Raw genomic sequence first — 24557 nt, 5'->3', positions numbered from 1 at the left:
GCCCGATGCTTAGCGCGAACAGCCGGCGTCCACAATTGATGAAAAAATGCGTTTGTGACTGCTCATTCGCAGCGTTTGGCAGCCCGATACCGTATTCCTACGCCGCCAAAGAGTCGCTGTTTCGAACCTTGCCTCCTCCGTGACACCTTGTAACGCCCTGCGGCGTTGCAACATTTTCCGTCTCGGTCGTGATGACGGTTCGGGGAGGCCGATTTCGTAGCTGCCGATTTTTGAAGCGTTGTTTCAAATTTTTTCGAAGGTTTTCGATGCGCAAAATCTATCTCGTTCCGGCCCTCGTTGGCCTGCTCACCACCGTTGCAGCGGGGCCCCTTGCGGCCCAGGGCGCCGTGCCAAAGCAGAAAGCTGCGCCGGCACCGAGAGCCGCCGGTGCTGCCCCCGCAGCAGCCGGTACGCCGGTCGCCGCCGGCGCGACGTCGGCAACCGCCGCCGAGACAGCTGCCCCGGACGACAAGTCCAAAGCGATCGACTCCAAGGCGATCGACGGCTTCCGCTCCGCCAAATTCGGGATGAACGAGGCCGACGTGCGCGCGGCGATAGCCAAGGATTTCAGCGCAAAGCCCGACGCTATCAGGGCGCAGGACAATGCCTCCGAGCTGACGCACAGCCTGCTCTATTCGGCGCCCGAGCTGCTGCCGAACGGCGGCACGGCCGAGCTCTCCTACGTGTTCGGCTACAAGTCGAAGTCCCTGATCCAGATCGGCGCGGTCTGGTCGAAGGGCACCGACACGGCGATCACGCCGGAGAAGCTGTTCTCCAACGCCAACATCCTGCGCGCCCATTTCCTCAGCGAAGGCTTCAAGCCCGACTCCATCGCGGTCAACATGCCCGTCAACGGCGGCATCGTGATGTTCCGCGGCAGTGACGCCAAGGATCGCTCGGTCATCCTGCTGCTCCAGGGCACGTTCGAGAACAAGGACAACAACCAGCGAGTGCTGACGCCGACCAGCCTGCTGCTGTTCTACGTAGCCGACGCCAAGAGCCCCGACATCTTCAAGCTGCCGCCCGGCCAGTTCTGATGCCGCGCTTCGACGACATTCTCCCACCCGGTTGTGGATCGGCGCCAGTGCCGATGAAGAGGATCTGAAATGCGCCGACCATCTGCAAGGCGTGAGAATGACGAGCTGACGCTACGGGGGCTTGCGCGTTTCCGTTCGATGTCACTGCTCTGCGCGATGCAGATGGTCTTCCTGCCGGTGTTCAGCGTCCGTCTGCAGGCGCAGACGGCGAACGTGATTACGCCGGACGGCCGCACCGGGACCAGCCTTCAGACGTCCGGCAGCGTAACCAACGTCACGACGTCGACCGTCTCCGGCAACAGTGCCTTCAACTCGTTCTCGCGGTTCAGCGTCGGGCAGGGCAGCACCGTCAATTTGCAATTGCCGACCGGCACGCAAAATCTCGTCAACATCGTTCGCGACGCGCCGGTCTACGTCAACGGCACGCTGAACTCCTACATGAATGGCGCGATCGGCGGTAACGTCTATTTCGCCGATCCCAAGGGCTTCGTGGTCGGCCGCAGCGGCACGGTCAATGTCGGCAGCCTCAACGTTTCGACGCCGACGCGCGAGTTCACCGACAGCCTGATCGGCGCGCAGGGGCAGATCAACGGCTCCGCCGTCGCCAATCTGATGGCGGGCTCGTTCCCCGTCTCGCCGGACGGCAACATCCGGATCTACGGCCGGGTCAATGCCATCGACGGCGTGCGCCTGACCGGGCAGAACGTCCTTGTCGGCGGTGCCAGCCAACGCGACATCGCCAATCTCGATCACGCCGCGAAGTTCGCAGCCTCGGTGAATTCCAAAGGGCTGCGGAGCGCCGCCGCGATCTCCGTGCGCAACGGCTCCATTCACATCGGCGCCGTCAACAATGCCAGTGTCAACGGACGGCTGAGCGCGCGAAGCAAGACCACGACGCCGAGCAACATCACGGTCGTGGCCGGCAACCAGGCTGAACTCGGCAAGAATGCGCGGTTGAGCACGGCAAGCAGGACTGCGGATGCCGGCGGCGTCCTCGTCAAGGCCGGCAACGACGTGACGGTGAAGACCGGCGCGAAGATCAATGCCAGCTCGAAAACCGGCAATGCGGGGCTGGTCGAGCTGAGCGGAAACGGCGTCATCGACGTCGGCAGCGGCGTTACCATCAACCTTGCCGCAACCAACGGCCGGGCCGGCACGCTGCTGATCGACCCGACGGATGTGGTGATCGGCGACATGAGCCAGGGCGACACCGGCGTAACCCTCGGGAACACGTCCGTCGCCAACGCCATCGCGGCACTGAGCGCTGGTGGCACCTATGTGGTTCAGGCCGACAACTCGATCACGCTGGCCGCGCATGCAGTGATCGATGCCCGCAACCTCGACGCCACCAAGACTCATTCCGTCGGCAACGCCATCAATGTCGAGATCGACGCGCCGACCATCAGCATGGTCAACGGAGCGAAGATTCTCGCCCAGGCGATCAATACTGGTGGAACGAACTACGCCAGCGGCAGTGTCACGCTGACCGCGACGGCGAGCGACACCAAGCTGTCGGGCCAGGCCACCGCCACCACAGGGATCACGATCGATGGCCAGATCACTGGCGGCGACATCTCGATCGGTGCGACCTCGACGGCGACATCGAGCTTCACGAGCTCGGTCCCCGGCCTCTTCACGCTGGTCGGCACCACGCTTGCGGCCTCGCTGCTCGGCCTGAACGGCGGCTATGTGGCCGCGAGCGCCACGGCGACGGTCAACATCAACGGCCACGCTAACATCAACGGCGTCGGCAACGTCGACATCAAGTCGCACGGCTCGGAAACGGCGCAGGATCCGGCGCTGGCGAGCACCTTGCTCGGTGGCTCGCCGATCGGCGCCGCCGCCGTCGTCGGCAAGCTCGACGGCAACGTCACCACCAACGTGGCCTCCGGCGCCACGATCAGCGCGGGCGGCAACCTCAACATCCACGCCACCAATGACGCCACGTTGAACGTGACTGCGGTTGCGGCGACGTCCAGCGCGCAATTCGTCGCGACCGTTGCCTATTCTACCGGCTCGGTCTCGACCACGGCCAATGTCGCGACCGGCGCGAACCTCTCCGTCGGCAACGTGATTGCATCCGGCAATTCGCTGACGGTGCGTGCGATCAACAACAATTCGTTCTCGACCAGTGCCACCGCGGTCGCGCTGAGCACACCGAACGCGAGCGGCGGCATCGGCGGGGCGCTCGCCATCAGCGACGTCACCACGTCGGCCACCGCAAAGCTCGGCGCGTCACTGGGCACCAGCACGTCCTCCCGGATGAACGGCTCCGTGATGGTCGAGGCGACGTCGAACACCACGAGCAACTCGACCATGGCTTCGACCATCGTCGGTACGCCGGCCGTGATCGGCGCGATCCAGGACTTCATGGTCTCCACGGCCAGCCCGGGTTCGATCATCGCCCAGCATATGATCCCGCTGATGCCGGTGAATTTCAATTTGAAGGCCGCCGCCGCGCTGTCGCTGGCCAACAGCACCGAAAACGCCACCGCGTCGATCGGCCAGAATCCGAACGGCGGCGCACCGAGCCTCTATGTCAGTGGCAACGTCGCCGTCGTCAGCACCCTCGTCGATCGAGGTGTGCGCAGCAACGCCACCGCGTCTGCGATTGCCTCGGACCCCACGAGCGGCGAGGGAGTCGCGATCAGCGCCGCGGTCGCATGGGGCAATTTCAATCATAATTCGAACGCCTATGTCGGCGGCGGCACCGTGATCAATGCGGCCAACATCGCCGTCGACGCCAGCACCTGGATGCCGATCACCAATACCTGGCTGAAGTGGGACGGATTGACCGAGGTTCTCAGCCACCTCAACGGCAATCTCGGCGTCGGCGGCAACATCCTGACCAGCTATGCCAACGCCACCGCCGACGCGGGCGATACCGCCGCCGTGGCCGGCTCGGTGAACCATTTTGTCGTGAACAACGATACGACGGCGTGGGTGGCCAGCAGCGCCAGCCTGACCGCGACATGCACGGCGGCTTGCGGCAGCAGCTGGTCCGGGACGGTGAACAACGGCGACGTCCACACTTACGACGCCAGCATCCAGATCGCGGCAACGACGACGACGGCGTCGATCGACGCCGCCGGCAATGTCGGTACACTCGGCTTCCTGCCCGGCAACACGTCCGGCGGCTCCTCGGTGGGCGGCTCGCTCAATTTCGTCCAGTTCAACACCAGCACGATTGCCGGCGTTTCGGAGAGTGCATCGCTGCGGGCGGCGGACGATATCGCCGTCAATGCGATCACCTCGGACCAGTTCGTCGCGGTCGCGCCGTCGTCCGGAAAGGCCGGTGGCGCGCTGGCGCTGAACGGCATCACCTCGCTCGGCTTCCTCAACAACACGACGCACGCCTCGATCTCCAGCCAGGCCAGCGTCTTTTCTCCGACGCTCGGCGTCCTGGCGCAGCAGGATCTGTCCGTCGTGACGATCGCCGGCGCGGTCAATGTCGGCGGCGGTTCGGCGGTTGGATTGTCCGTTGCCTATCTGGGCGCGAATATGGATACGTCCGCCTATATCGGCGACAACCATTCCGACATCCGGCCGGGGCCGTTCAGCAGCAACGATCCGTTTGCCGGCAACGGCGGCGGAAGCGGCTTGGTCAACGCCGACAACCTCACGATCAGCGCCACCACCTCTGGCCGGATCACGTCTGCGGCCGTCGCGGCTTCGATTAGCGAGCCGTCATTGTCCAGCTTCGCCGACAAGGCGAACGCCGCCGGTGCCGCCGCGACCGGCGGGCCGGCCGGGATCGCGCTGGCTGCAAACAAGATCAGCTCGGGCTCGGGATCGAGCACGAGCGGTTTCACCATGGACCTTGCGGGCAGCTCGTCCGTGAGCGACGTCTCGCTCGGGACCAGTGCTTATATAAGGAATACGTCGGTCAACAAATTCACCACGGCGACCGCGGTGAACACGAATACGATCGTGCAGGCGCTCAACGACACGATCCTCAGCAACGGCTCCGGCTCCGCCGCGGCCAATATGTCCGGCGGGTCGTCTCAGGGAGCAGCGATCGGCGCCGCCATCGCGGCGGCGATATCCAACAATGCCACGCTCGCCTATATCTCCGGCACCACGATGCAGAACCAGATGTCTGTGACGGTGCAGGCGCTCAATGGCGGGTCGGAAACCGTCGTCGCACTCGGCGTGGCCGGCGGAACGTCGGCCAATGCGCTCGCTCTGTCGGGATCTGTCGGCATCGTCACCGACAGCGCCAATGCATATATCGAGAACTCGACAATCACGGGCGTCGCGACGGGGACCAATCGCGCGATCGAGGTGGATGCCTACCAGACCACGAACATCGCAATCGGCGGCGGTTCGCTCTATCTGTCGGGCGGCAAGGCCGGTGTCGGCATCGCGCTGACCTATGCGTCGATTGCCGATCCCTCGGGCGGCAATGCCACCGACGCGCATATCCGCAACACGTCGATCTCGAACTATGACAGCTTGCTGGTGCTGGCCGACAGTGCCAGCGTGATTGCGGCCGGTGCGGCCTCGGGCGGGGCAGGGAGCAACGCCAACGGACTTGCCGGGGCAATCGTCGTCGACGAGATTACGCCCACGACCACGGCCTATATCAGCAGCAGCGCGACGGTGAACATCAACGTCGGGCGCGTGACAGTGCTGGCTGACAGCGGCGCCGTGTCGGACCTCGATATGGCGCTCGGCAATCTCGTCAAGAAGTCGAACAACAATCATCTCGCGTCCGACACGTGCACTGCCGCCGCCGGCAATGGCACGCAGAACTGCATCGATTTCAGCGCGGCGGCGCTCAACGGTGGCACGGGTAACGGTCCGGGTGCCAGCATCATCTCCGTTGCGGGCACCATCCAGGCCGGCAAGAACAATGTCGGCGCCTCGATGGTGTACGATACCATCGCAACGACGCATTCGGCCTATATCGCCAACGTCCGGATGTCGGCCCTCGGCAGTGTCAGTGTGAATGCGGTCGACATCACGAAGATCCAATCGGTCACGATCGGGTTCGGCTTGGCGAGCGGCCAGTTTGCCGGCGTCGGCGGCATGACGATCAGCTCGATCGCCAATACCGTTTCGGCGGCGATCGGCAATAGCCAGTCCGACACGACACAATCAACGGTCACGGCCTCCAACATCTCCGTCACCGCGAGCGACAATTCGAGCATCACCGGAGCCGCCGCAGTCGCTGGCGCCTCGACGCAAGGCAGCGCCGCGGGCCTGGCACTCGTCTACAGCAGCATCGCCAACAATGTCAGTGCAGGCGTCACCGGCTCCAAGCTGACCGCCTCGGGCAGCGTGGCCGTCAACGCGAACTCGAACGCTGGCATATCGACGGTTGCCGTCGGCATTGCGATTTCTTCGCAGATCGGCCTTGCGGGTTCGGTCGCCACCAACCTGATGGGAACCAACGTCACCGCCAGCATCACCGGCGGGGCCGACGTTACCGCGAACAACAACGTTGCCGTGATTGCCGGCAACAATGACAAAGCGGGCGTTTTCGCCGGCGCCGTGTCGATCAGCAAGGGCGCGGCCGGCGGTGCAGGCTCGATGGTCACGAACAAGATCACCGGCACCACCGCGGCCTATATCAGCGGGACGACGACGAAGGTGGATGCGCTCGGAACCAGCACGAGCGACGTGCTTTCGGTCAACAGCGGCACGCTCGCGCATGCGATCGATCTCGGCGGCTTCAGCGCGCCCACCGACACCACGCCCGATCTGAGCGAGACCCAGGAGAGCGTACGCGGCCTCGCCGTCGTCGCCAGTTCGCACCAGGCTGTCGTCACCAACGTCGCGACGCTGTCCGCGGGCTCGGGCATCTCCATCATGATCAATCCGATCACCAATGTGATGAGCGGATCCACCAAGGCCTATATCGACGGCGCGGCGATCGACACGCGGCTGGCAAGTTCGACGCTCGACCCGCAGATCGACGTGGCCGCCAGCAGCTTCTCCTATTCCGGCGCGTTCGGCGCCGGCGTGGTACCGCCAACCGGGAGCGGGGGCGGCGGTGCGACCATTCTCAGCACGACGATGTCGCGTGACACCGAGGCCTACATCACCAATGCGACCGTGGGCGGTGTGCAGTCGGCGAGCGCAACAGTGGGCGCCGTCACCGTGAAAGCCAATGCCGAGCAGGACGCGTCATCGATCGCGGTCGGTTTCGGCACCGGCTCCGTCGGGTTGAACGTCTTCGTCGCAACCACCGAAGCCTATGTCGACGGCGGTTCCCTCACGGCGTCCTCGCTCACGGTCAATGCCTACGACGCCACCGGTATAGCGTCGGCGAACGGCTCGGGCGCCTATGGCAGCCAGGCCGCGATCGGTGCGGCCTTCCTGGTCCAGGTCTCGGCGAACCGGACCGAGGCCTACGTCGGCGACGAGTTCCACTACCAGGGCAACGGCGCGGCGCACACGACCGCGGTCAATCTGAGCGGCGCGCTCGACGTCACGGCAACGACGAAAAACCGCTTCCAGGCCTATTCGATCGGCGGGGCGCTTTCGACCGGCACGGCGGCGATCGCCGGCATGGCCAACATCGAGATCGCCAACAACACCACCATCGCGGGCGTTTACGACACTACGCTGCAGTCCCCCACGGGGGGCGCGGCCGGGGCCGTCACCATCAACGCCACCGAGGACGTGGCGATCAAGGAGATCGCCGGCGCACTTTCGATTGCAGCCAGCGGGTCCGGCGTCGGTGTCGGCGCGGCGGCGAACGTCATCGTCTTCAAGAGCCAGACCATTGCGGAAAGCCGCAACAGCAACCTCAATTCGTCCGGTGCGATCAATGTCGGCGCGCTCAGCACCAAGGAAGTGCTGTCCTACGCGGTCACCGCCGGCATCGGCGGCAGCATCGGCATCGGCGCGACCGTCGGCGTCATCATCATCGGCACCAACACCGCCGATCCGGATACGCAGGGCGAGCAGACCGGCCAGCTCAACCAGGGCAACAACGGCACCATCGCGTCGGTGAACGCGGGCACCAATTCCTCGCACGGCAGCGACGCGGTCGCGAGCGGCACCTCGGGCAATCCGAGCAACGCCAACGCAACCTCGACCTACGACGTCAGCACCGTGCTGACCGGCGGCAATGACGGTGTCACCGCTCAGATCGCGGGTGGCAATGTCACCGGCACGCAGGTCAACGTCGGCGCCACCAGCGCCAACGCGACCAAGATGTTCCTGCTCGGCGCCGGCTTTGGCAAGAATATCGGGATCGGTGCCGGCATCGGCTACACCAGTGTCAACAGCAGCGTGCTCGCCAATCTGAGCGCGATCGTTGCGGCGCCTTCCGTGACGGTCGCCGCGCGGGTCAAGGACGCCGACACCGGACCTTATTCGGGCAAGACCGTCGACAGCGAGGCGATCGCCGGCGGTGCCGCGCTCTACTTCGGCGCGGATGCCGCCGTGGCGGTCGGCAACGTCGCCAACACGGTCACGGCGCAGCTCGGTGGCTCCGTGACCGGCTCGGGCGGCACCGGCGTCGCGGTCATGGCGATGGACAGCTCGACCCAGAGCGTGACCGCGGGCGGCGGCACCGGCGGCCTCGCGGCCATCGGGGTATCGATCGCCACTACGGGACGATCCAGTTCGGTCGCGGCAAAGGTGCTGTCGAACGCGACGGTGAACAGCTCGACCCTTGCGGTTGGCGCAGGCGAGGCCGGCGCAATGTCGGCCTCCGCGACCGCGGTCGCCGGCGGCATCGTCGCCGGTGACGGGGCAGTCGCCACCGCAAAGGAAAATTCGACTGTTCTGGCCGAGATCGGTTCCAGCGCCTCGATCACCACCTCCGCGGCCGGCGTCGGCACGCTGGTGTCGGCATCGCTCACCCCCAATCTTTCGGGCGAAGCGATCGGCGTCGCGGTCGGCGGCGGCGCCATCGGCGTATCCGTCGCGGAATCCTTGGTGACGGCCACTGTCACCGCCGATGTCGGCGACAACACCAGCTTCTCGGGCGGTGCGCTCGCCGTAACCGCGATGGCGCTGGTTCCGACGAGCGGCACGACGACCTACGCCTGGTCGCTCGCCGGCGGCGGCGGTTCGCTGATCGGTGCACAAGGCAGCTACGCCAGGGCGTCCGAGAACGCGACGGTGAGTGCGTATGGAGGCACCGGGATTACGCTTCCCAACGCCGACGTGGTCATTACGGCCCAGAACGACAGCAGCCAATACGCCCAGGCCACCGGACTTTCGACCGGCTTCCTGGCAGTGGGTGCGACGGTCGCCCAGACGTCCTCGAGCGCGCACACCTACGCTTATCTGGGTGCCCCCGACGATATGGACGCGACCCATCTGAATCACGCCGACTACACCGGCATCCTCCAGATCACGGCGACCGGCAAGGACATCAACGTCTCCAACGCGACGGTTGGCGCGGGTGGCACTTATGCCGGCGCTGCCGCGGTCGCAACGACCAGCTCGACCGCGGTGACCAATGCGCGGTTCGACGGCGGCACGACGGATGACACGCTCTTCTTTGGCGGTCTCAACATCCAGGCCAAGCACACCACGAACTATGCCGCCAGCGGCGACGCCTACCAGGCGTCCACGGCCGGCGTCTCCGGTGGCAGCGCGCAGAACGACGTCAACGCGACCACGACCGTCGACATTGGACCTCATCTGATCATCAACTCGGCCGGCGGCGACATGGTCGTCATCGCCAACGACATCGTCAACCAGGCTGGTGGCGGCGCGCGGTCGGGCTCCGGTGGCGTGTTCGCTGGTGCAGCGGCACTGAGCAACACGCATGTCACCCAGGCCGTCACCACCAACATCGGCGCCGGGACGGTGCTGAGCCTCAACGGCGATCCGCGGACATCGGCGGCGGTGATCAACATCGAAGCCTACAACACGCTGAATACCAACGACACGGCGAGCCTGGCCACAGCCGCCTTCTTCGCCGGCGGCGGAGCCGAATCCAACATGACGGCGAACGCCACGCTTGCGGTCAACATCAATGCCCGCGAACTCTTCAGCGCCGGCAAGATCTATATCGGCACGGCCGCCAAGATGGCGGCGGCCAACAACGCCAATGCCAGTCTCTACGGTGCGATCGCCGGCGTCGGCGCCAGCACCAACAGCTGGGTTCATGCCAACCAGGCCGTCACCGTCGGCAACAACGCCAAGGTCGAGGCCTGGGGCCAGATCAACATCTATGCCGGGATGTCGGGCGACACCATCATCTTCAGCAGCGTACAGGCAAGCGCGACGACGGTCGTCTACAACAACACCGCCATTCCGATCTCCACGCTCTACCGCGGCACGGCCAATGCCGATGACACTACGAGCCTGACGCTCGCCAACACCTCGAGCGTGCTCGGCGTCCAGAACATTTCCCTGGGAGCGACCCAGGGTCAGGTCACGGCCTCCGGCAACGGCAGCAACTACAATCCGTATCTGGACATCTTCAGCGCCAAGAACAGCGACAATCACAGCCACACCAGCGGAACCGGCGATGTCGCGCTCAATGGCCTGGTGGTCGCGGGCATCAACAACGACATCACCATTACGATCGACATAGGTGCAGGCGCGCCGACCGCGAGCACGACGAGTCCTTATTCGTCACTGCTGTCCGGCGGTTCGTCGACGCCCACCCTCGAATATGTCGCCGACGTCGATCACTTCAACCCGATGATGAGCTGGAACCACCAGGTGGTCCAGTACACCATCGTCGGCGGCTTCAATCCCTATCAGAGCGTCGTCAACCAGCTCGCCGCGCTGACCGGCCTGACCGCGACGCAGATCCGCACACAGCTCGCGGCGGCGACGCCCGCGGCCCCCGCCACGATGTCGCCATCCGGCACCGATCCGACCGGCGACTTCCAGCGCCAGATCAACGCGCTGATCCAGCAGGCGCCGTATACCTCCGACGCCGCCGGCAATGCCTTCGCATTCGGCGATATGCTGGTGTCCGCCGGCAACGTCTCGATCCTGGCGCAGAAGCTGACCGGAAACAGCGGCACGAATCCGATTGCGCCGGCGGTCATCGCGCGCAGCTCGCCGATGATCAAGATCGAGAACAGGGGTCTCGACTTCATGGACCTGGCCAACCTCACGGTCACCAATATCACCGGAGGAAACATCACCTATCGCCAGATCGACCATGTCGATCCGGATTCGCACTCCAATGTGACCTTCACCGCCACGCCGAGCGCGACGCCGATCATCGACATCTCGGCCACCTACAACCGCCTGGATCCCTCCAGCGGGCTCGGCGTCGACCAGAACGGCAACCAGCTGACCCGCACGCCCGACATCTATTTCGATGGCGTCGTCAACAACGAGAACGGCCTGCTCAAGATCACCAACAATCTCGGCAGCATCGTCGCGTCGCAGTCGCTCAACGCGGCGACCGTCCAGATGGTGGCGCCCAACGGCTCGTTCGTCTTCCTCGGCGGCATCGGCAGCTTCTACACCTCCAACCACGATGTTCTCTCGCAATGGTCGGGTGTCGAGTTCAAGCCGGGTGACGACGACACGCTGACGGCGGTGATGGCGGCGGCGACCTATCTCGGCGCCTATGGCGATTACGCGAACAGCCCGCACATCGGCGCGGGCGGCGGCCACCCGTATTCGTACTATTGCTGCGTCGACGGCAATAACGGCGTTCAGCAGACGGCGAGCAACAGCACCATCTTCACCGCGCGCATGCTGGATCTATATTACGACGGCCTGTCGCTCTATTCGGCGATCTTCCTGCCGATGGGCCAGGGTGCGCCCGGCAACGGTAACCCGAACGTCGGCAGCGTGCCGAATGCTGCTACGCTCGCGATCATGGAGGGGCCGACGGCTCAGACCATCTCCACCGCGCCGTGGGAGCGAAATACCTATACCGGCCAAGGCGTCTACAGCAACTCGACCTACGACTACACCACGACCTCGACAGATGCACAGGGCAACACCACCACCACCAACCACACGGCTACGTATTACTCGCCATTCAATTGCGCGGGGTGCTCTGCCTACTTCCAAGTCGTCAATATCCAGCCGGACGTGATCACGCCGAAGGCTGCGTCTTCGAACTCAGCCGCGAACTCGAGCACGGGGACCAACCCGCCGGCTAACGCGCCCTTCATCTTCGGCAAGGCGATCATCATCTCGGCGGGGGTCATCAACATCAACGGCACCATCCAGAGCGGCACGAGCAGCGATTACTCGGTCGACATCGGCGGCTCCACGTTGACCGCCATCAATGACCTCAAGAGCCGCAATGCGGGCGCGGACTTTGCCCAGGCCCAGGTCAACGCACGGAACGGTAGCTATTACGACATCACGGCGTCTGCGACGACGGAGGCCGCCGGCGACATCAAGATCGGGGTGAAGTACAACGCTCTCACCGACCAGATCCTCGTGAACGGCGTGGTGCAGGGCTCGGGCGGCTACGTCTATCTGAACGGCAGGATCATCTCGACCTCGACCCAGGACGGTGTCTCCCAAGGCACTATCGCGGTCAAAGGTGGCGCCGGCTCGATCACGGTCAACAACACAACCGGCCTGCAGCTCGTCACCAACACCATCAATACCGGCGTCAGCGCGCCGAGCGTGATCGAGATCGTCGATCAGCTCAAGCAGCAGACGACGTGGTACGTCTACAATCCGTCCGCTGCGGGCGGCCAGCAGGTGTCGACGTATCAGACGAGCGGCGTCAATGCGAGCCAGTACACGGACACGATGTTGACGAGCCTCAGCGGCACGGCAGGTATCCAGTACGCGACCAAGGCAAACATGTTCTACCAGTGGGTCGATACGGCTACGCTGGATCGTCCGACGAGCTCGACGCAGTTCGACTACGGATGGCACTATACGCCCAACTCGGCCACCGGGCAGAACTGGACCCGCACCATCAGCCTGGTTTCGGACGTGCAACAGGCCCAGGGCGGCGGCGGCAGCACTGGCCCACAGACATCGAACTTCCAGGAAGTCGTCACCGCGACCGGTTCCTATCACACCGGTGGCGGCAACACCCATCCCGAGAAGTGCTGCGGCACGGACAACCAATACAACTGGTACCAGAATATCTATGATCACCTGACCCTGACGCTGACCAATACGGTGAAGGCGTCGAACCCGATCAACATCTCGTTCAGCGGCGGCGGCAACAGCACGGTTCTGGTCACGTCCAACTCCGGCATCGTCGTCAACGGTCCGATCAACAACCTCTCGGGTACGACGACGGTCAGCGCCACGCGGGCCAATTCGGCTATCACCAGCGGCACGAACGCGAACAACCCGGTGATATCGGGACGGAGCGTCATTCTCTCGGCGGATGGCGGCATCGGCACGATCGGCGCGAACGGTGCTCCCGTCCAGGTGCAGGTCTATGGCGGCAGCCTGACGGCCAGTTCAATCGACCACGACATAGCGATCGCGGCCGTCGGCTCGCTTTCGATCAATCAGGTGAAGGTGAATTCGGCAGGCAGCACGCCGCAGGGCAGCGTCTTTATCTCGGCGACCGGCGACATCAACTCCGCCTCGCCCTACGACGTCGCCAACCCCGTCGTGATCGGCAAGAACGTCGAGATCAACTCCACCGCCGGCGCGATCGGTGCGACGAGCGCCGTCATCAATGGCGCGAGCACGCTGACCAACATCAATCCGCTGGTGATCCAGGCGACGGGCACGACGCAGGCCGGCGGCAATGTCGATGGCGGGGTTCTCGACAGCGCCTCGGCGACCGGCACCTACATCGTGCAGTCCAAGGGCGATCTGCGCCTCGGCACGGTCCAGTCGAGCGGCGGCCCGGTGTTCCTGGAGGCGGCCGGCTCCGACGGCAACCAGGCCAGTATCCTGAACGGAAGGGCGGCGGTTGGTCTCACCCAGGCCCAGAGCCAGCATCTCCAGGATGTCTGGACCAGCCTCGACCTGCTCAGCGGCAACGCCGCGACCAACGCCGTCAACAGCTACCAGTCGATGGTGACGTCGGCCTATAACGACTACTTCCAGCTCAAGAACATCGCCTTCGCGAACGGCAGCACCTACAACCCGACTTCGGTGGGATTGACCGTGCTGCGGGCGCAGGTGGCGGCCAAGCTCGGCATCGATCCCGCGAACGTCTCGACGACGGACATGAAGGTCGAGGCCACGACGCGGTTCCTGAGGGACCAGTTCCTGCTCGGCAAGATCACGACCGATGAGCTCAAGACCTCACTGACGACATTGCTCGGCACCGCACCGGCAGATCCGCTGGGAACCGTGTTCGGCAGCTCGTTGTCGTCGACCCTGTTCACGAAGCTGTTCGACGGCGTAACGACAGCCAATCAGCGCCTGCCGAGCAATACGGCGCTGCAAACGGCGCTGAACACTTACAATGCGAACTACGCCTATACGCTCGCGTCGACCGAGCGGGTCTACGGCATCATCACCGCGGGCGCGCAGTGGACGCAGAGCCAGCTCGCCTACACCGTCTCGTCGTCGGCCGTCGGCGCGGCACCGCCGCCGATCGACGAGAACGTCGTGGCCAACGTCAGCGCCAACCAGATCATGCTCTACGCGCCGCACGGCTCGGTCGGCAATTCGGCTGCGCCCCAGACGTTCACCTTCACCAGCGTCGATTCCTCGTCGCTGACGCCGGCGCAAAGGGGATTGCTCGCGACGGCCGGTCCGGGTCAGCTCACCGTCGGCGCGGTCACGGATCCGACCACCCACGTCGTGACCTATACGGTCAGCCTGTCGCAGCAGAACCTCGTCGTTGTCGACAACCCGATTGCGATCTCGGCCAAGGCGCTGACCAATGTCTATCTCGGCAGCAAGAACAGCCTCACGCTCGGCGGCATCACCGCGAACTACGGCCCGATCGCGGCCGCGCAGGCCAACGGCATCGAGGTGACCGGCCGCGGCGACGTCAAGTTCGACGCCGTCACCAGCATCACCGCCGCCGCGGGCGTGACCGGTATGCCGGTGATCTCCGGCGATATCGGCAACCTCACCCTGATCGCCGAGCACGGCAATGTCGGCGCCCCCGGGGCTGCCGGAAGCAATCCCGCGACCAACGCGAACGCGATCCAGATCGCCTTCGCCGACCCGGCCAACGACCAGCTCGACGAGGTTTCGTCGGCGCAGGGCATCTATGTGAAGCAGACCACCGGCGATCTCATTCTCGGCAACATCGCCGCCGGCAATGCAATCCAGCTCGCGGCGACCGGCAGCATCTACGCCGAGTCCGGCTTCACGGACCGTACCGCGATCCATATTCTCGGCACCGACCTCGATCTGCGCGCCGGCGGCAGCATCGGCTTCAACGGCTCGACCTTCCAGCCGGTGCAGGTGAATATCTCCGGCGCCGTGACCGGCTCGGCGGTCGGCGATCTCAGCCTCCTCGCGGTCACCGGCGATCTCGTCGTCGGCACCAACGGCGCCTATGGGACGCTGACATCCGGCGGCGCACAGACGCTGAACGTTGCGCGCGGCGCGCTCACCATCAATGCCGACCTCGCCAGCGGCGGCTTGATGCAGCTCCTCGCCAACCGGGGCATGACCTTCGCGGCCGGCATCGGCACGGCCCCCGTGACAGCGACCAGCAGCGTCGGCGGGGTGACGCTGGTAGCCGCGACACTGTCGATGGGAGCTTACTCCGCCATCAACGCGGCCGGCGCGATCTCCGTGACCACCACCGGCGACGCGAGCATCGGCCAGCTGAATTCATCGCTCTCCTATACCGCGGCCTCGAACACGCCTTCGATCATCGTCACCTCCGGCGGCGTCGCCTCGCTCGGAGCCATCATCGACAATGGCGACGGCCAGACCAAATTCGTCGCGTCCGGCTCGGGTGCCGAAGTTTCGCTGAGCGCATCCAACGGCATCGGCAACGCGACGAGCCGGTTCATTCTCAGCGCCGCGCGGCTGTCGGCAAGCACGAGTGCCGGCGACATCTATCTGAAGTCTCTGACCGACACCGAGGCGAGCCTGCTCTCGGCAGTGAAGGGCAGCGTGGACATCCTCGGCACCGGTGGGCTGACGCTCGATCAGGTGCTGGCGGGTACGGCGGCGGGTGCGAGCGGCACCTTCAGCGCCCTTGCGAGCAATGGCAGCATCGTCATCGGCACCGCCGACAGCAGCGGGTCGCAGACGGTCCACGCCACCCAGAACGTGACGTTCAAGTCCCTCGCGGCCACCGGCTACAGCGGCGACTTCGGCAACATCAACGTCACCGCCGACAACGGCTTCATCCTGGCGCAGACGGTGATGTCGGGCGGCGTGCCGACGCTCGGCTCGGTCTCCGCCAACGGCTCGGCAAGGCTGATCGCGGCAGGCAGCAACACCGGTCATAACCTCACGGCCGCGACCGGCACCGCGGCCTTGAGCGGCACTGTCGTTCATTGGGATAATCTCACGGCCCGCGGCACGTTCGACGTCACCGCGACTGCCGGGGGGATCACCGTTGGCACCGCGATCAGCAGCGGCACACAGACCCTGCATGCCGTCAACGACATCGTCTTCAGCCAGCTCACCACGAGAGGCATCCCGGGCGATGCCGGCGACCTCAACGTCAAGTCCGACACCGGCTCGCTCCGCGGCGGATCGATCTCGGCCAGCGGCGATACGCATTTCGATGTGGCCGGATCGGTCTCGCTGGACCGGGTCAGCGGCAATGTGATCAAGCTGACTTCATCGGGTGACCTGACCATCGATTGGGTCAGCGTGGTCAAGGAGCTCGACCTCGCCGCCGATACTATCAACGTCAAGGGCGAGCAGGTTCGCTCGAACCCGTCGGTTCCGCTGATCATGAACATCACCGGCTACAACGGCGGCACCGCAACCTCGGCCAACGTCTCGATCGATCCGGACAGCATCATCATCAACCAGTTCAGGGTGGTGGACGCCAACTTCTGGACAGACGCGCATGCGGTCGCGATCCTGAACGGCTATGTGCCGGGCCAGTTGATGCTGACCACGGCAACCCAGCAGGTGCTGCTCAACAACCGTACGCCGGCCCCGTCCAACTGGCCGTCGCTCCAGCTCTACCAGCCGGGTGGCGTGTTCACGATGAGCCAGGTCGGGAATGCCAATGTCAGCAACGCCTATGTGGTGTTCTACACCGGCAACGTCTCCGCGACGGTCACCAATTATGGGCCGACCCACACCTGCTGCAACGACTTCACCGGCGCGAGCATGGTGCGCAACATCTCCGTCGACGGCGAGGGCACCGAGAGCATCGAGACCTGGCTCGCGAAGAAGGACGGGGGGACGTTCTACCTGCTCGGTCTCTCCGGCAAGGCGCGGCTCGATGCACTGCTGATGCCGCGGCCGGTCGAGACCATCGGTTCTGGTCCCGCCGTCAACGTCGAGGGGCTGAGCGACATGCGCAAGCTGCGCCGGCAGGGCCAGCGCGTGGGACGCGCCGGCTGGAAGGACGCGGCGATCGAGGCGGCGAAGCCGGCCATCGGCCGTCTCGCACAGGCATGGTAACGGGACCAGGGATGCGGATTCTGGGGGCGGCGATAGGAGTTGGGCTCGCAGCGTCGTGCATCGCCTCCGCGCGGGCGCAGATTCCGTCGATCAATCCCGGCGTGATCCAGAACGACGTCGACCGGCAACGAAGGCAGCTCGAACAGCAGAGCGCGCCGCCGAAGCTCAACGGCCCGGCGGTGATTGGCGGCGAGCGGGAGAAGTCCCAGCTCCTGAAGCCGGGCGGTCCCAAGTTCCGCCTGCGCAACGTCGAGTTCGACGCCTCCAAGTTCATCACGCCGGCCGAGCTCGCCGAGATCGCGAAGAAGTACATCGGCAAGAACGTCGACATCGCCTCGCTGCTGCAGCTCGTCGCCGACATCAACGCCATCTATACCGAGCGCGGCATCGTCACGGGCATCGCGACGCTGCCCGAGCAGGATGCCAAGGGCGGCATCGTCCGCGTCAAGCTGACCGAAGGCCGGCTCCAGAAGACGACCATCGAGGGCAACAAGCAGACCCGCACCGAATACATCCTTCAGCGCGTGAAGGAGCCCGAAGGCGAGGTCCTCGACGTTCCAAAACTCAATCGCGACGTGATCTGGTTCAATCGAACCAACGACGTGCAGATCAAGGCGCTGCTGCAGCCCGGAACGAGCTTCGGCCTGACCGATCTCCAGTTCGCCGTGATCGAGCCGCCGGTCGACACCCTGCAGCTCTTCACCGACAACCAGGGCGCGGAAAACACCGGGCGTTGGGAGGGTGGGGCCTTCTACAAGCGCCACGGCCTGTTCGGTGTCGACGACCGCCTGACCTTCTACGGCGTCCGTTCCGACGGTAATCTCAACGGCAACGTCGCCTACAGCATTCCGGTCAATCCTTGGGGCGGCCGCGCCGGCGTCAGCTATACCGAAGGCAAGATCAAGATCATCCAGGGGCCGTTCGTCGCGCTCGACGTCACCGGACGCTCGAGCCAGGCCGCGGTCAATTTCAGCCAGCCGATCTGGGTCACGCAGAACTGGCTAGTGCTGCTCAACGCCGCGGAGACCGAGGGCAAGACGGTCAGCCGCTTCGCCACGGTCGCCGTGACCCATGATCATTACGACAAGGCCACGGCGGGCCTCTCGGTGACCAATTCCGGCAACACCTATTCGATCACGGTTTCGCCGGCGGTGAACTACATCACATGGCAAGACCACGTGCTCGGCAATAATCGCACGTTCAACACCTATACCGGCTCGATGTTCGCGACCAGCGCGGCGGGACCTGCAAATTTCAGTACCAATGTGCTGGCGAGCTGGCAGTACACGCAGGAAAAGCTGCTACCGGGCGACCAGATCTTCTCGATCGGCGGTCCCACTACCGTGCGCGGTTATCCCTCCAACTCGGCGTCCGGTGACAGCGGCTACTACTTCAACGCCGAGCTGCACTACAATTGGTCGCAATGGCTCAGGGGTTTCGACACCTACATCTTCACCGACTGGGGCGCGGTGTATTCGACGTTCCCCGGGATCACCGAGCTGGGCTCGGTGGGCGTCGGCTTCTCCTGGACTTATGCCTCGTTCATGACGTTCGAGGCGAATTACGCGACGCCGCTGAAGATGGCGGTCTCGACCCAGCACCACTACGAGGCCTACGGCCGGGTCATTTTCCGGCCGTTGTTGATGTTCCAGAAGCAGGAAACTCCTGCGCCTGTGGCGGCGGTTGCCGGCAGGAGTAGGTCGTAGGACGTAGGGGGGACGCGCTTAACGCCGCAGCGTGAACTCATCCGGGCCGCGGCGCTGCTCCCACTTCGCCTGTTCCAGCTCGGGCCGGTCGCATTCGATTTCCGGATAGCCGATGCAGAGATAGGCGATGAATTTCCAGGTGTCCGGCACGTCGAGAATGGCGTGAATGCGATCCGGATGGAGGATCGATACCCAGCCAAGCCCGATGCCCTCGGCGCGCGCGGCCAGCCACATCGCGGTGATCGCCGCGACCACGGAATATTCCGTCGTCTCTGGCATCGTCGCGCGGCCGAGGCCGTGACCGACATCGCTGGCCTTGTCGGCGAAAACGGCGAGGTGGCCGGGGGCCTGTTCGAGACCCGACAGTTTCAGAGTGGCATAGCGCGCCGCGCGCTCACCGGCATAGGCATTCAGTGCGTCGGCGTTGCACGCTTTGAAGTCGTCGATCACGGCGCGACGCCGCGCGGCGTCATCGACGATGACGAAGCGCCAGGGCTGGCTGAGGCCGACCGAGGGTGAGAGACAGGCTGTCTCGATCAGGCGATCGATGGCGCCGTCCGGCAACGGGTCGGTGCGAAAGCGGCGCACGTCACGGCGCCACACGAACAGCTCGCGCAAGTGTTGGCGGAAGGTCTCGTCGAACTCGACCACGACGTCAGTGTCCGATCTGGAAGGCTGCGGCAACCAGCAGGATCAGGATCTCGCCGGTCTGCTCGAACGCGCCGAGAATGTCGCCGGTCTGCCCGCCGATCTGGCGGATGGCAAGTCGCGCCAGCATCAGGCCGGCGAGCGAGAGCAGGATCAGGCCCACCAGCGCCTTGCCCGGTCCAAGCGCGAGCGCGAGCGCGAGGATCCCAACGGCGAAGGCGATCGCAATGCTGCGGCCCGGCGGTGATCCCGCACTCGCCGACAAGCCGTCAGGTCGCGCAGGTGGAACCTGCGACATGAAGGCCGGCAAGCCCGCGCGGGCAGCAGTATGCGCAGCGCACAGCGCGAGCGCGACGGCCCACGGATTGGCGATCGCCGCGAGCGCGCTCCAGCGCAGGCCGAACGACAGGATCAGCGCGCAGACGCCATAAGTGCCGATCCGGCTGTCGCGCATGATCTCGAGCTTGCGCTCGCGCGTGCGGCCGCCACCGAGCCCGTCGGCAGTATCGGCAAGGCCGTCCTCGTGCAGCGCGCCGGTCATGAGGGCGGTCGCGGCCAGCGCGAGCAGGGCGGCAAGATTCGGTGCCAGACCGAACCGGCTGGCGAGCTTGTAGACCAAGGCGCCGGCAAGGCCGACCGCCAGCCCTGCAACGGGAAGCGCCCATGCCGCGCGCGCGATGGCCCCGTCGCCAGCTGGCTTCGACGAGGCGACGGGAAGTATCGTCACGAACGATACCGCCATCCTGAGATCGGCGATGACATTCCGCAAGAATTCGTCGCGCGGCATCATTTCAGCTTCATCGGCAGGCCGGCGACGACGAACTCGGCCTCGTCGGCAACGGCCGCGATGGCCTGGTTCATGAATCCGGCCGCGTCGCGGAAGCTCCGCGCCAGCGCATTGTCGGGGACGATGCCGAGGCCGACTTCGTTGGTGACGAAGACGACGGGGCTCTTCTGGGCGCGCAGGAAGACGGCGAGCTTCATGACTTCGTGATCCCAGTTGCGCTGCGCATGCATCATGTTGGAGAGCCACAGGGTCAGGCAGTCCACCAGTCTAGGCCCGCCGCCATCGGTTTCCATCAGCGCCTGCAGAAGATCGAGCGGTACCTCTCGCTCGATCCAATCGGTTGAGCGTCGTCTGCGATGCTTTTCGATGCGTGCTTCCATTTCCGCGTCGAGCGCCTCGGCCGTCGCGATGTAGACGGGACGGCCCGGAAAGCTGCGTGCGCGTTTTTCCGCATGGGCGCTCTTGCCCGATCGCGCTCCGCCCGTGATCAAGATGACGGCCATAAAGGTCTCCTGTGGGCCTGACTAATCACCAAACGCGGCCAAAGACAAAGCCGAAATCAGGCAGTCGGGGGCTTGCGTTCGGCCTTCGCTTTGCGCAACAGGGGCAAGACAGGAGGCGGGTGTGGGTTTTGCGGGTGCGATGGCGGTTGCGATGGTGGTGGATGCCCTGTTGGGCTGGCCGTCGTGGTTGTTCGCGCGGATCGGCCATCCCGTCACCTGGTTGGGCGGGCTGATCTCTGCCATCGACACCGCCTGGAATCGACCGTCCGATCCGCAGGCATTTCGCCGCGCCGCTGGTCTCGCCGGAGCACTCGTCGTGATCGCGCTCTCCGTCGCGCTCGGCTGGGCGCTGCAGTCCCTGCTTCCCTTGGGCTGGACTCAGATCGTACTGGTCGGCGTCCTGGGCTGGCCGCTGGTCGCCTTGCGTTCGCTGCACGACCACGTTGCTGCCGTCGCAAATCCCATGCGGGCCGGTGACATCGCGGCCGCACGCGACGCGGTCTCGCGCATCGTCGGCCGCGATCCCCTGGCGCTCGAGGAGGCCGGGATCGCTCGCGCGGCGATCGAGAGCCTCGCCGAGAATGCATCCGACGGCATCGTCGCACCGGTGTTCTGGGGCGCGCTGTTCGGTCTTCCGGGGATCCTCGGCTACAAGGCGATCAACACGCTGGACTCCATGATCGGCCATCGCTCCGAACGCCACGAAGCCTTCGGCTGGGCTGCGGCGCGAATCGACGATGTCGCCAATTTCATTCCGGCGCGGCTGACCGGATTTCTGTTCGTGCTGCTGGCGCCACGGCGATCGGAGGCGCTGTCTTGCATGATGCGGGATGCACGCCGACATCGATCGCCCAATGCCGGCTGGCCGGAAGCCGCCATGGCGGGTGCGCTTGGTGTGCGGCTCAGCGGTCCGCGAATCTATCACGGCAGCACCACCAACGAGCCATGGTTGAATGAAGGTGCGCGCGATCCGCTTGCTGCCGACATCGATCGGGGATTGACGGTCTACCGCCGCGCTATGCTGCTGCTCGCCGGTGTCCTTGCGATCCTGGCCTTCGCGTGAAAGAACAGCGCATGCGCGAGCACGGTGGAAATCTCGATCTGGCCCAGCAGCGTTTCGGCGGCCCCGCGGAGCACTGGATCGATCTGTCGACCGGGATCAACCGCCTGCCTTATCCCGTGGGCGAGGTGAGCTCGCGCGCATGGAGCGCGTTGCCGTCGCACGGCGACATCGAGGCGCTGCATCAGGCGGCGCGGCAGGCTTATCGCACGAGCGCGGCGGTTGTCGCGCTTGGCGGCGCACAGGCCGCGATTCAACTGCTGCCGCAACTCGCGCCAACCGGCCACGCGCGCATGCTCGCGCCGACCTACAATGAATATGCCGGGGTCCTCTCGGCCGCGGGCTGGGAGGTCCAGGAGGTCGGGGAGCTCGACGCGCTGGCGGGCGCCGACCTCGCCATTGTCGTCAATCCCAACAATCCTGACGGCCGATGCCACACACCAAGGGATTTGCTGGCGCTTCTGCCTCGCGTCGGCCGTCTCGTCATCGACGAGAGTTTTGCCGATGTGGCCCCGCAGCTATCGCTTGCATCCGAGGACCGGCCGGGGCTGCTGATTCTGCGCTCCTTCGGAAAGTTTTACGGCCTTGCCGGCCTGCGGCTCGGTTTCGCGCTCGGCAATTCGTCCGACATCGCCAGGATCGCCTCGATGTCGGGGCCTTGGCCGGTCTCGGGAGCGGCGATCGCGATCGGTTGCCGTGCTTTGGGTGACGATGCTTGGGCTGAGGCCGCCTCCGCGCGGCTCGCGCGAGACTGTGGTCGCCTCGACGGCATGGTGCAGTCGCAAGGCTGGACGCTCGTTGGCGGGACGCCGCTGTTTCGTCTCTACGCGACGCCTGACGCGCTTGCCGCGCAGGAGAAGCTGGCGCGTCGCCATATCTGGTCGCGCGTGTTCGGGCGGGAGCCGACATGGCTGCGCCTCGGGCTTCCGGGCGGCGAATCCGAATGGACGCGCCTGGCCGAGGCGCTAGCGCGCTAGCGCGAGCAGGCCTTCGACGTCGAGATGAGCTTCCATGTGATCGGCGAGCGCATCGAGCGCGCTCTCGACCCTGGCGTGATAGGGCTCGTCGCCGGCGGCAATGTCGAGCTTTGCCAAGAACGCCTTGCGGAAATCATCCGACGTGAAGAGGCCGTGCAGATAGCTGCCTTGCACGCGCCCGTCGCGCGACATTGCGCCTTCCGGTTCGCCGTTCAGCCTTGCGAATGGCCGCGCGCGATCCGGCCCATCGGTGCGGCCGATGTGGATTTCATAGGCCTCAATCGGCTGATCCGTCGCGGCGTGCACGGCCGCAACGCGCGTCAGCGTCTTTTGCGGGCTCATCACCGTCTCGACATCCAGAAGCCCGAGACCCGCTGTGTCGCCCGCGGGGCCCTCGATCCCCTCGGGATCCGTGACGCTGCGTCCGAGCATCTGATACCCGCCGCAGAGGCCGAGCACATGGCCGCCTCTGCGGTGATGCGCCAGGAGATCGATGTCCCAGCCTTGCGCGCGCAGAAAGGCAAGATCGCCGCGGGTGGATTTCGAGCCGGGGATGATGACGAGGCGCACGTCGCCGGGAATGGCTTCGCCCGGCCGCACCATCACGAGATCGATGCCGGGCTCGAGCTTGAGCGGATCGAGATCGTCGAAATTGGCGATCCGCGACAGCGCGAGACAGGCGATCTTGCATTGGCCGGGCTTGCGCGCATCGCTCAGGCCCAGCGCATCCTCAGCCGGCAGCTCGCCGGCGCGCCCGAACCAGGGCAGCACGCCAAAGCCGCGCCATGCGGTCTTCTCTTCGATCAGTCTGTAGCCGTCGTCGAACAGCGTGGGATCGCCACGGAACTTGTTGATGACAAATCCCTGGATCATCGCGGCATCATCGGGGTCGATCACCGTCTGGATGCCGACGAGTTGCGCGATGACCCCGCCGCGGTCGATGTCGCCGACCAGCACGACCGGCACATCGGCTTTGCGCGCAAAACCCATATTGGCGATGTCGGCCTTGCGCAGGTTCACCTCAGCCGGGCTGCCGGCGCCCTCCACCAGCACGAGATCGGCGCGCGCTTTCAGCCGTTCGAAGCTCTCCAGCACCGCAGCCATCAATGACGGCTTCATCGCCGCATATTCACGCGCACGCGCGGTCGCAATGCGCTTTCCGTGCACGATCACCTGCGCGCCGACATCCGTCTCCGGCTTCAGCAGCACCGGGTTCATGTCGGTATGCGGCTCGACGCGCGCGGCGAGCGCCTGGAGCGCCTGGGCGCGGCCGATCTCGCCGCCGTCGACGGTGACGGCCGCATTGTTCGACATATTCTGCGGCTTGAACGGGAGCACGCGCAAGCCGCGACGCACAAAGGCGCGCGCGAGGCCAGCGACGATGAGCGATTTGCCCACGTCCGAGCCGGCCCCTTGGATCATCAATGCGCGCGCCATCGCGAGT

9 protein-coding genes are annotated in these 24557 nt (G+C 65.2%); 5 read left to right on the top strand and 4 right to left on the bottom strand.

The window, feature by feature from the left end:
* The first annotated feature begins 266 nt into the window (after positions 1–266).
* The 3 genes from ABIC03_RS04830 to ABIC03_RS04820 all read left to right on the top strand — a co-directional run bounded on the left by ABIC03_RS04830 (position 267) and on the right by ABIC03_RS04820 (position 19138).
* Positions 267–1037 carry a hypothetical protein gene (locus ABIC03_RS04830; protein WP_354055968.1) on the top strand — a complete coding sequence of 257 codons (771 nt, stop codon included), beginning with the start codon at positions 267–269 and terminating at the stop codon, positions 1035–1037.
* Positions 1038–1106: 69 nt separating this feature from the next.
* A complete protein-coding gene (locus tag ABIC03_RS04825) occupies positions 1107–17432 on the top strand; it encodes a leukotoxin LktA family filamentous adhesin (protein ID WP_354055966.1) in 16326 nt (5441 codons plus the stop codon).
* A gap of 11 nt (positions 17433–17443) precedes the next feature.
* Entirely contained in the window at positions 17444–19138 is a 1695-nt protein-coding gene (locus ABIC03_RS04820) for a ShlB/FhaC/HecB family hemolysin secretion/activation protein (RefSeq protein WP_354055964.1), read from the top strand.
* Positions 19139–19156: 18 nt separating this feature from the next.
* Here ABIC03_RS04820 and bluB read toward each other — a convergent pair whose 3' ends face one another.
* From bluB to cobU, 3 genes are read right to left on the bottom strand one after another with little or no spacing between them, the layout of a single operon-like run.
* On the bottom strand, positions 19157–19789 hold the full coding sequence (gene bluB / locus ABIC03_RS04815; RefSeq protein WP_354055962.1) for a 5,6-dimethylbenzimidazole synthase: 633 nt from the start codon (positions 19787–19789) through the stop codon (positions 19157–19159).
* 4 nt (positions 19790–19793) lie between these two features.
* Positions 19794–20576: an adenosylcobinamide-GDP ribazoletransferase gene (cobS, locus tag ABIC03_RS04810; protein WP_354055960.1), complete on the bottom strand. Its 783-nt coding sequence runs from the start codon at positions 20574–20576 to the stop codon at positions 19794–19796.
* The gene (gene cobU / locus ABIC03_RS04805; protein ID WP_354055958.1) at positions 20573–21076 is read right to left on the bottom strand and encodes a bifunctional adenosylcobinamide kinase/adenosylcobinamide-phosphate guanylyltransferase; all 504 of its coding nucleotides are present in this window, start codon (positions 21074–21076) and stop codon (positions 20573–20575) included. The genes cobS and cobU overlap by 4 nt, the downstream gene beginning before the upstream one ends.
* Before the next feature lie 121 nt (positions 21077–21197).
* On the opposite strand from cobU, the gene cbiB reads away from it, so the two are divergent.
* Together cbiB and cobD are read left to right on the top strand one after the other, a co-directional pair.
* On the top strand, positions 21198–22139 hold the full coding sequence (gene cbiB, locus ABIC03_RS04800; protein WP_354055956.1) for an adenosylcobinamide-phosphate synthase CbiB: 942 nt from the start codon (positions 21198–21200) through the stop codon (positions 22137–22139).
* A gap of 11 nt (positions 22140–22150) precedes the next feature.
* Positions 22151–23113 carry a threonine-phosphate decarboxylase CobD gene (cobD, locus tag ABIC03_RS04795; RefSeq protein ID WP_354055954.1) on the top strand — a complete coding sequence of 321 codons (963 nt, stop codon included), beginning with the start codon at positions 22151–22153 and terminating at the stop codon, positions 23111–23113.
* Here the strand turns inward: cobD and ABIC03_RS04790 are convergent.
* Entirely contained in the window at positions 23102–24550 is a 1449-nt protein-coding gene (locus tag ABIC03_RS04790; protein WP_354055952.1) for a cobyric acid synthase, read from the bottom strand. The two genes, cobD and ABIC03_RS04790, sit on opposite strands and share 12 nt — an antisense overlap.
* Between the last annotated feature and the right edge of the window lie 7 nt (positions 24551–24557).

It is taken from the genome of Bradyrhizobium sp. RT6a (genome assembly GCF_040547675.1).
Classification (GTDB): Bacteria; Pseudomonadota; Alphaproteobacteria; order Rhizobiales; family Xanthobacteraceae; genus Bradyrhizobium.
Note: the sequence above shows the minus strand (reverse complement) of the source record. Positions and strands in the feature narration are given on the sequence as shown.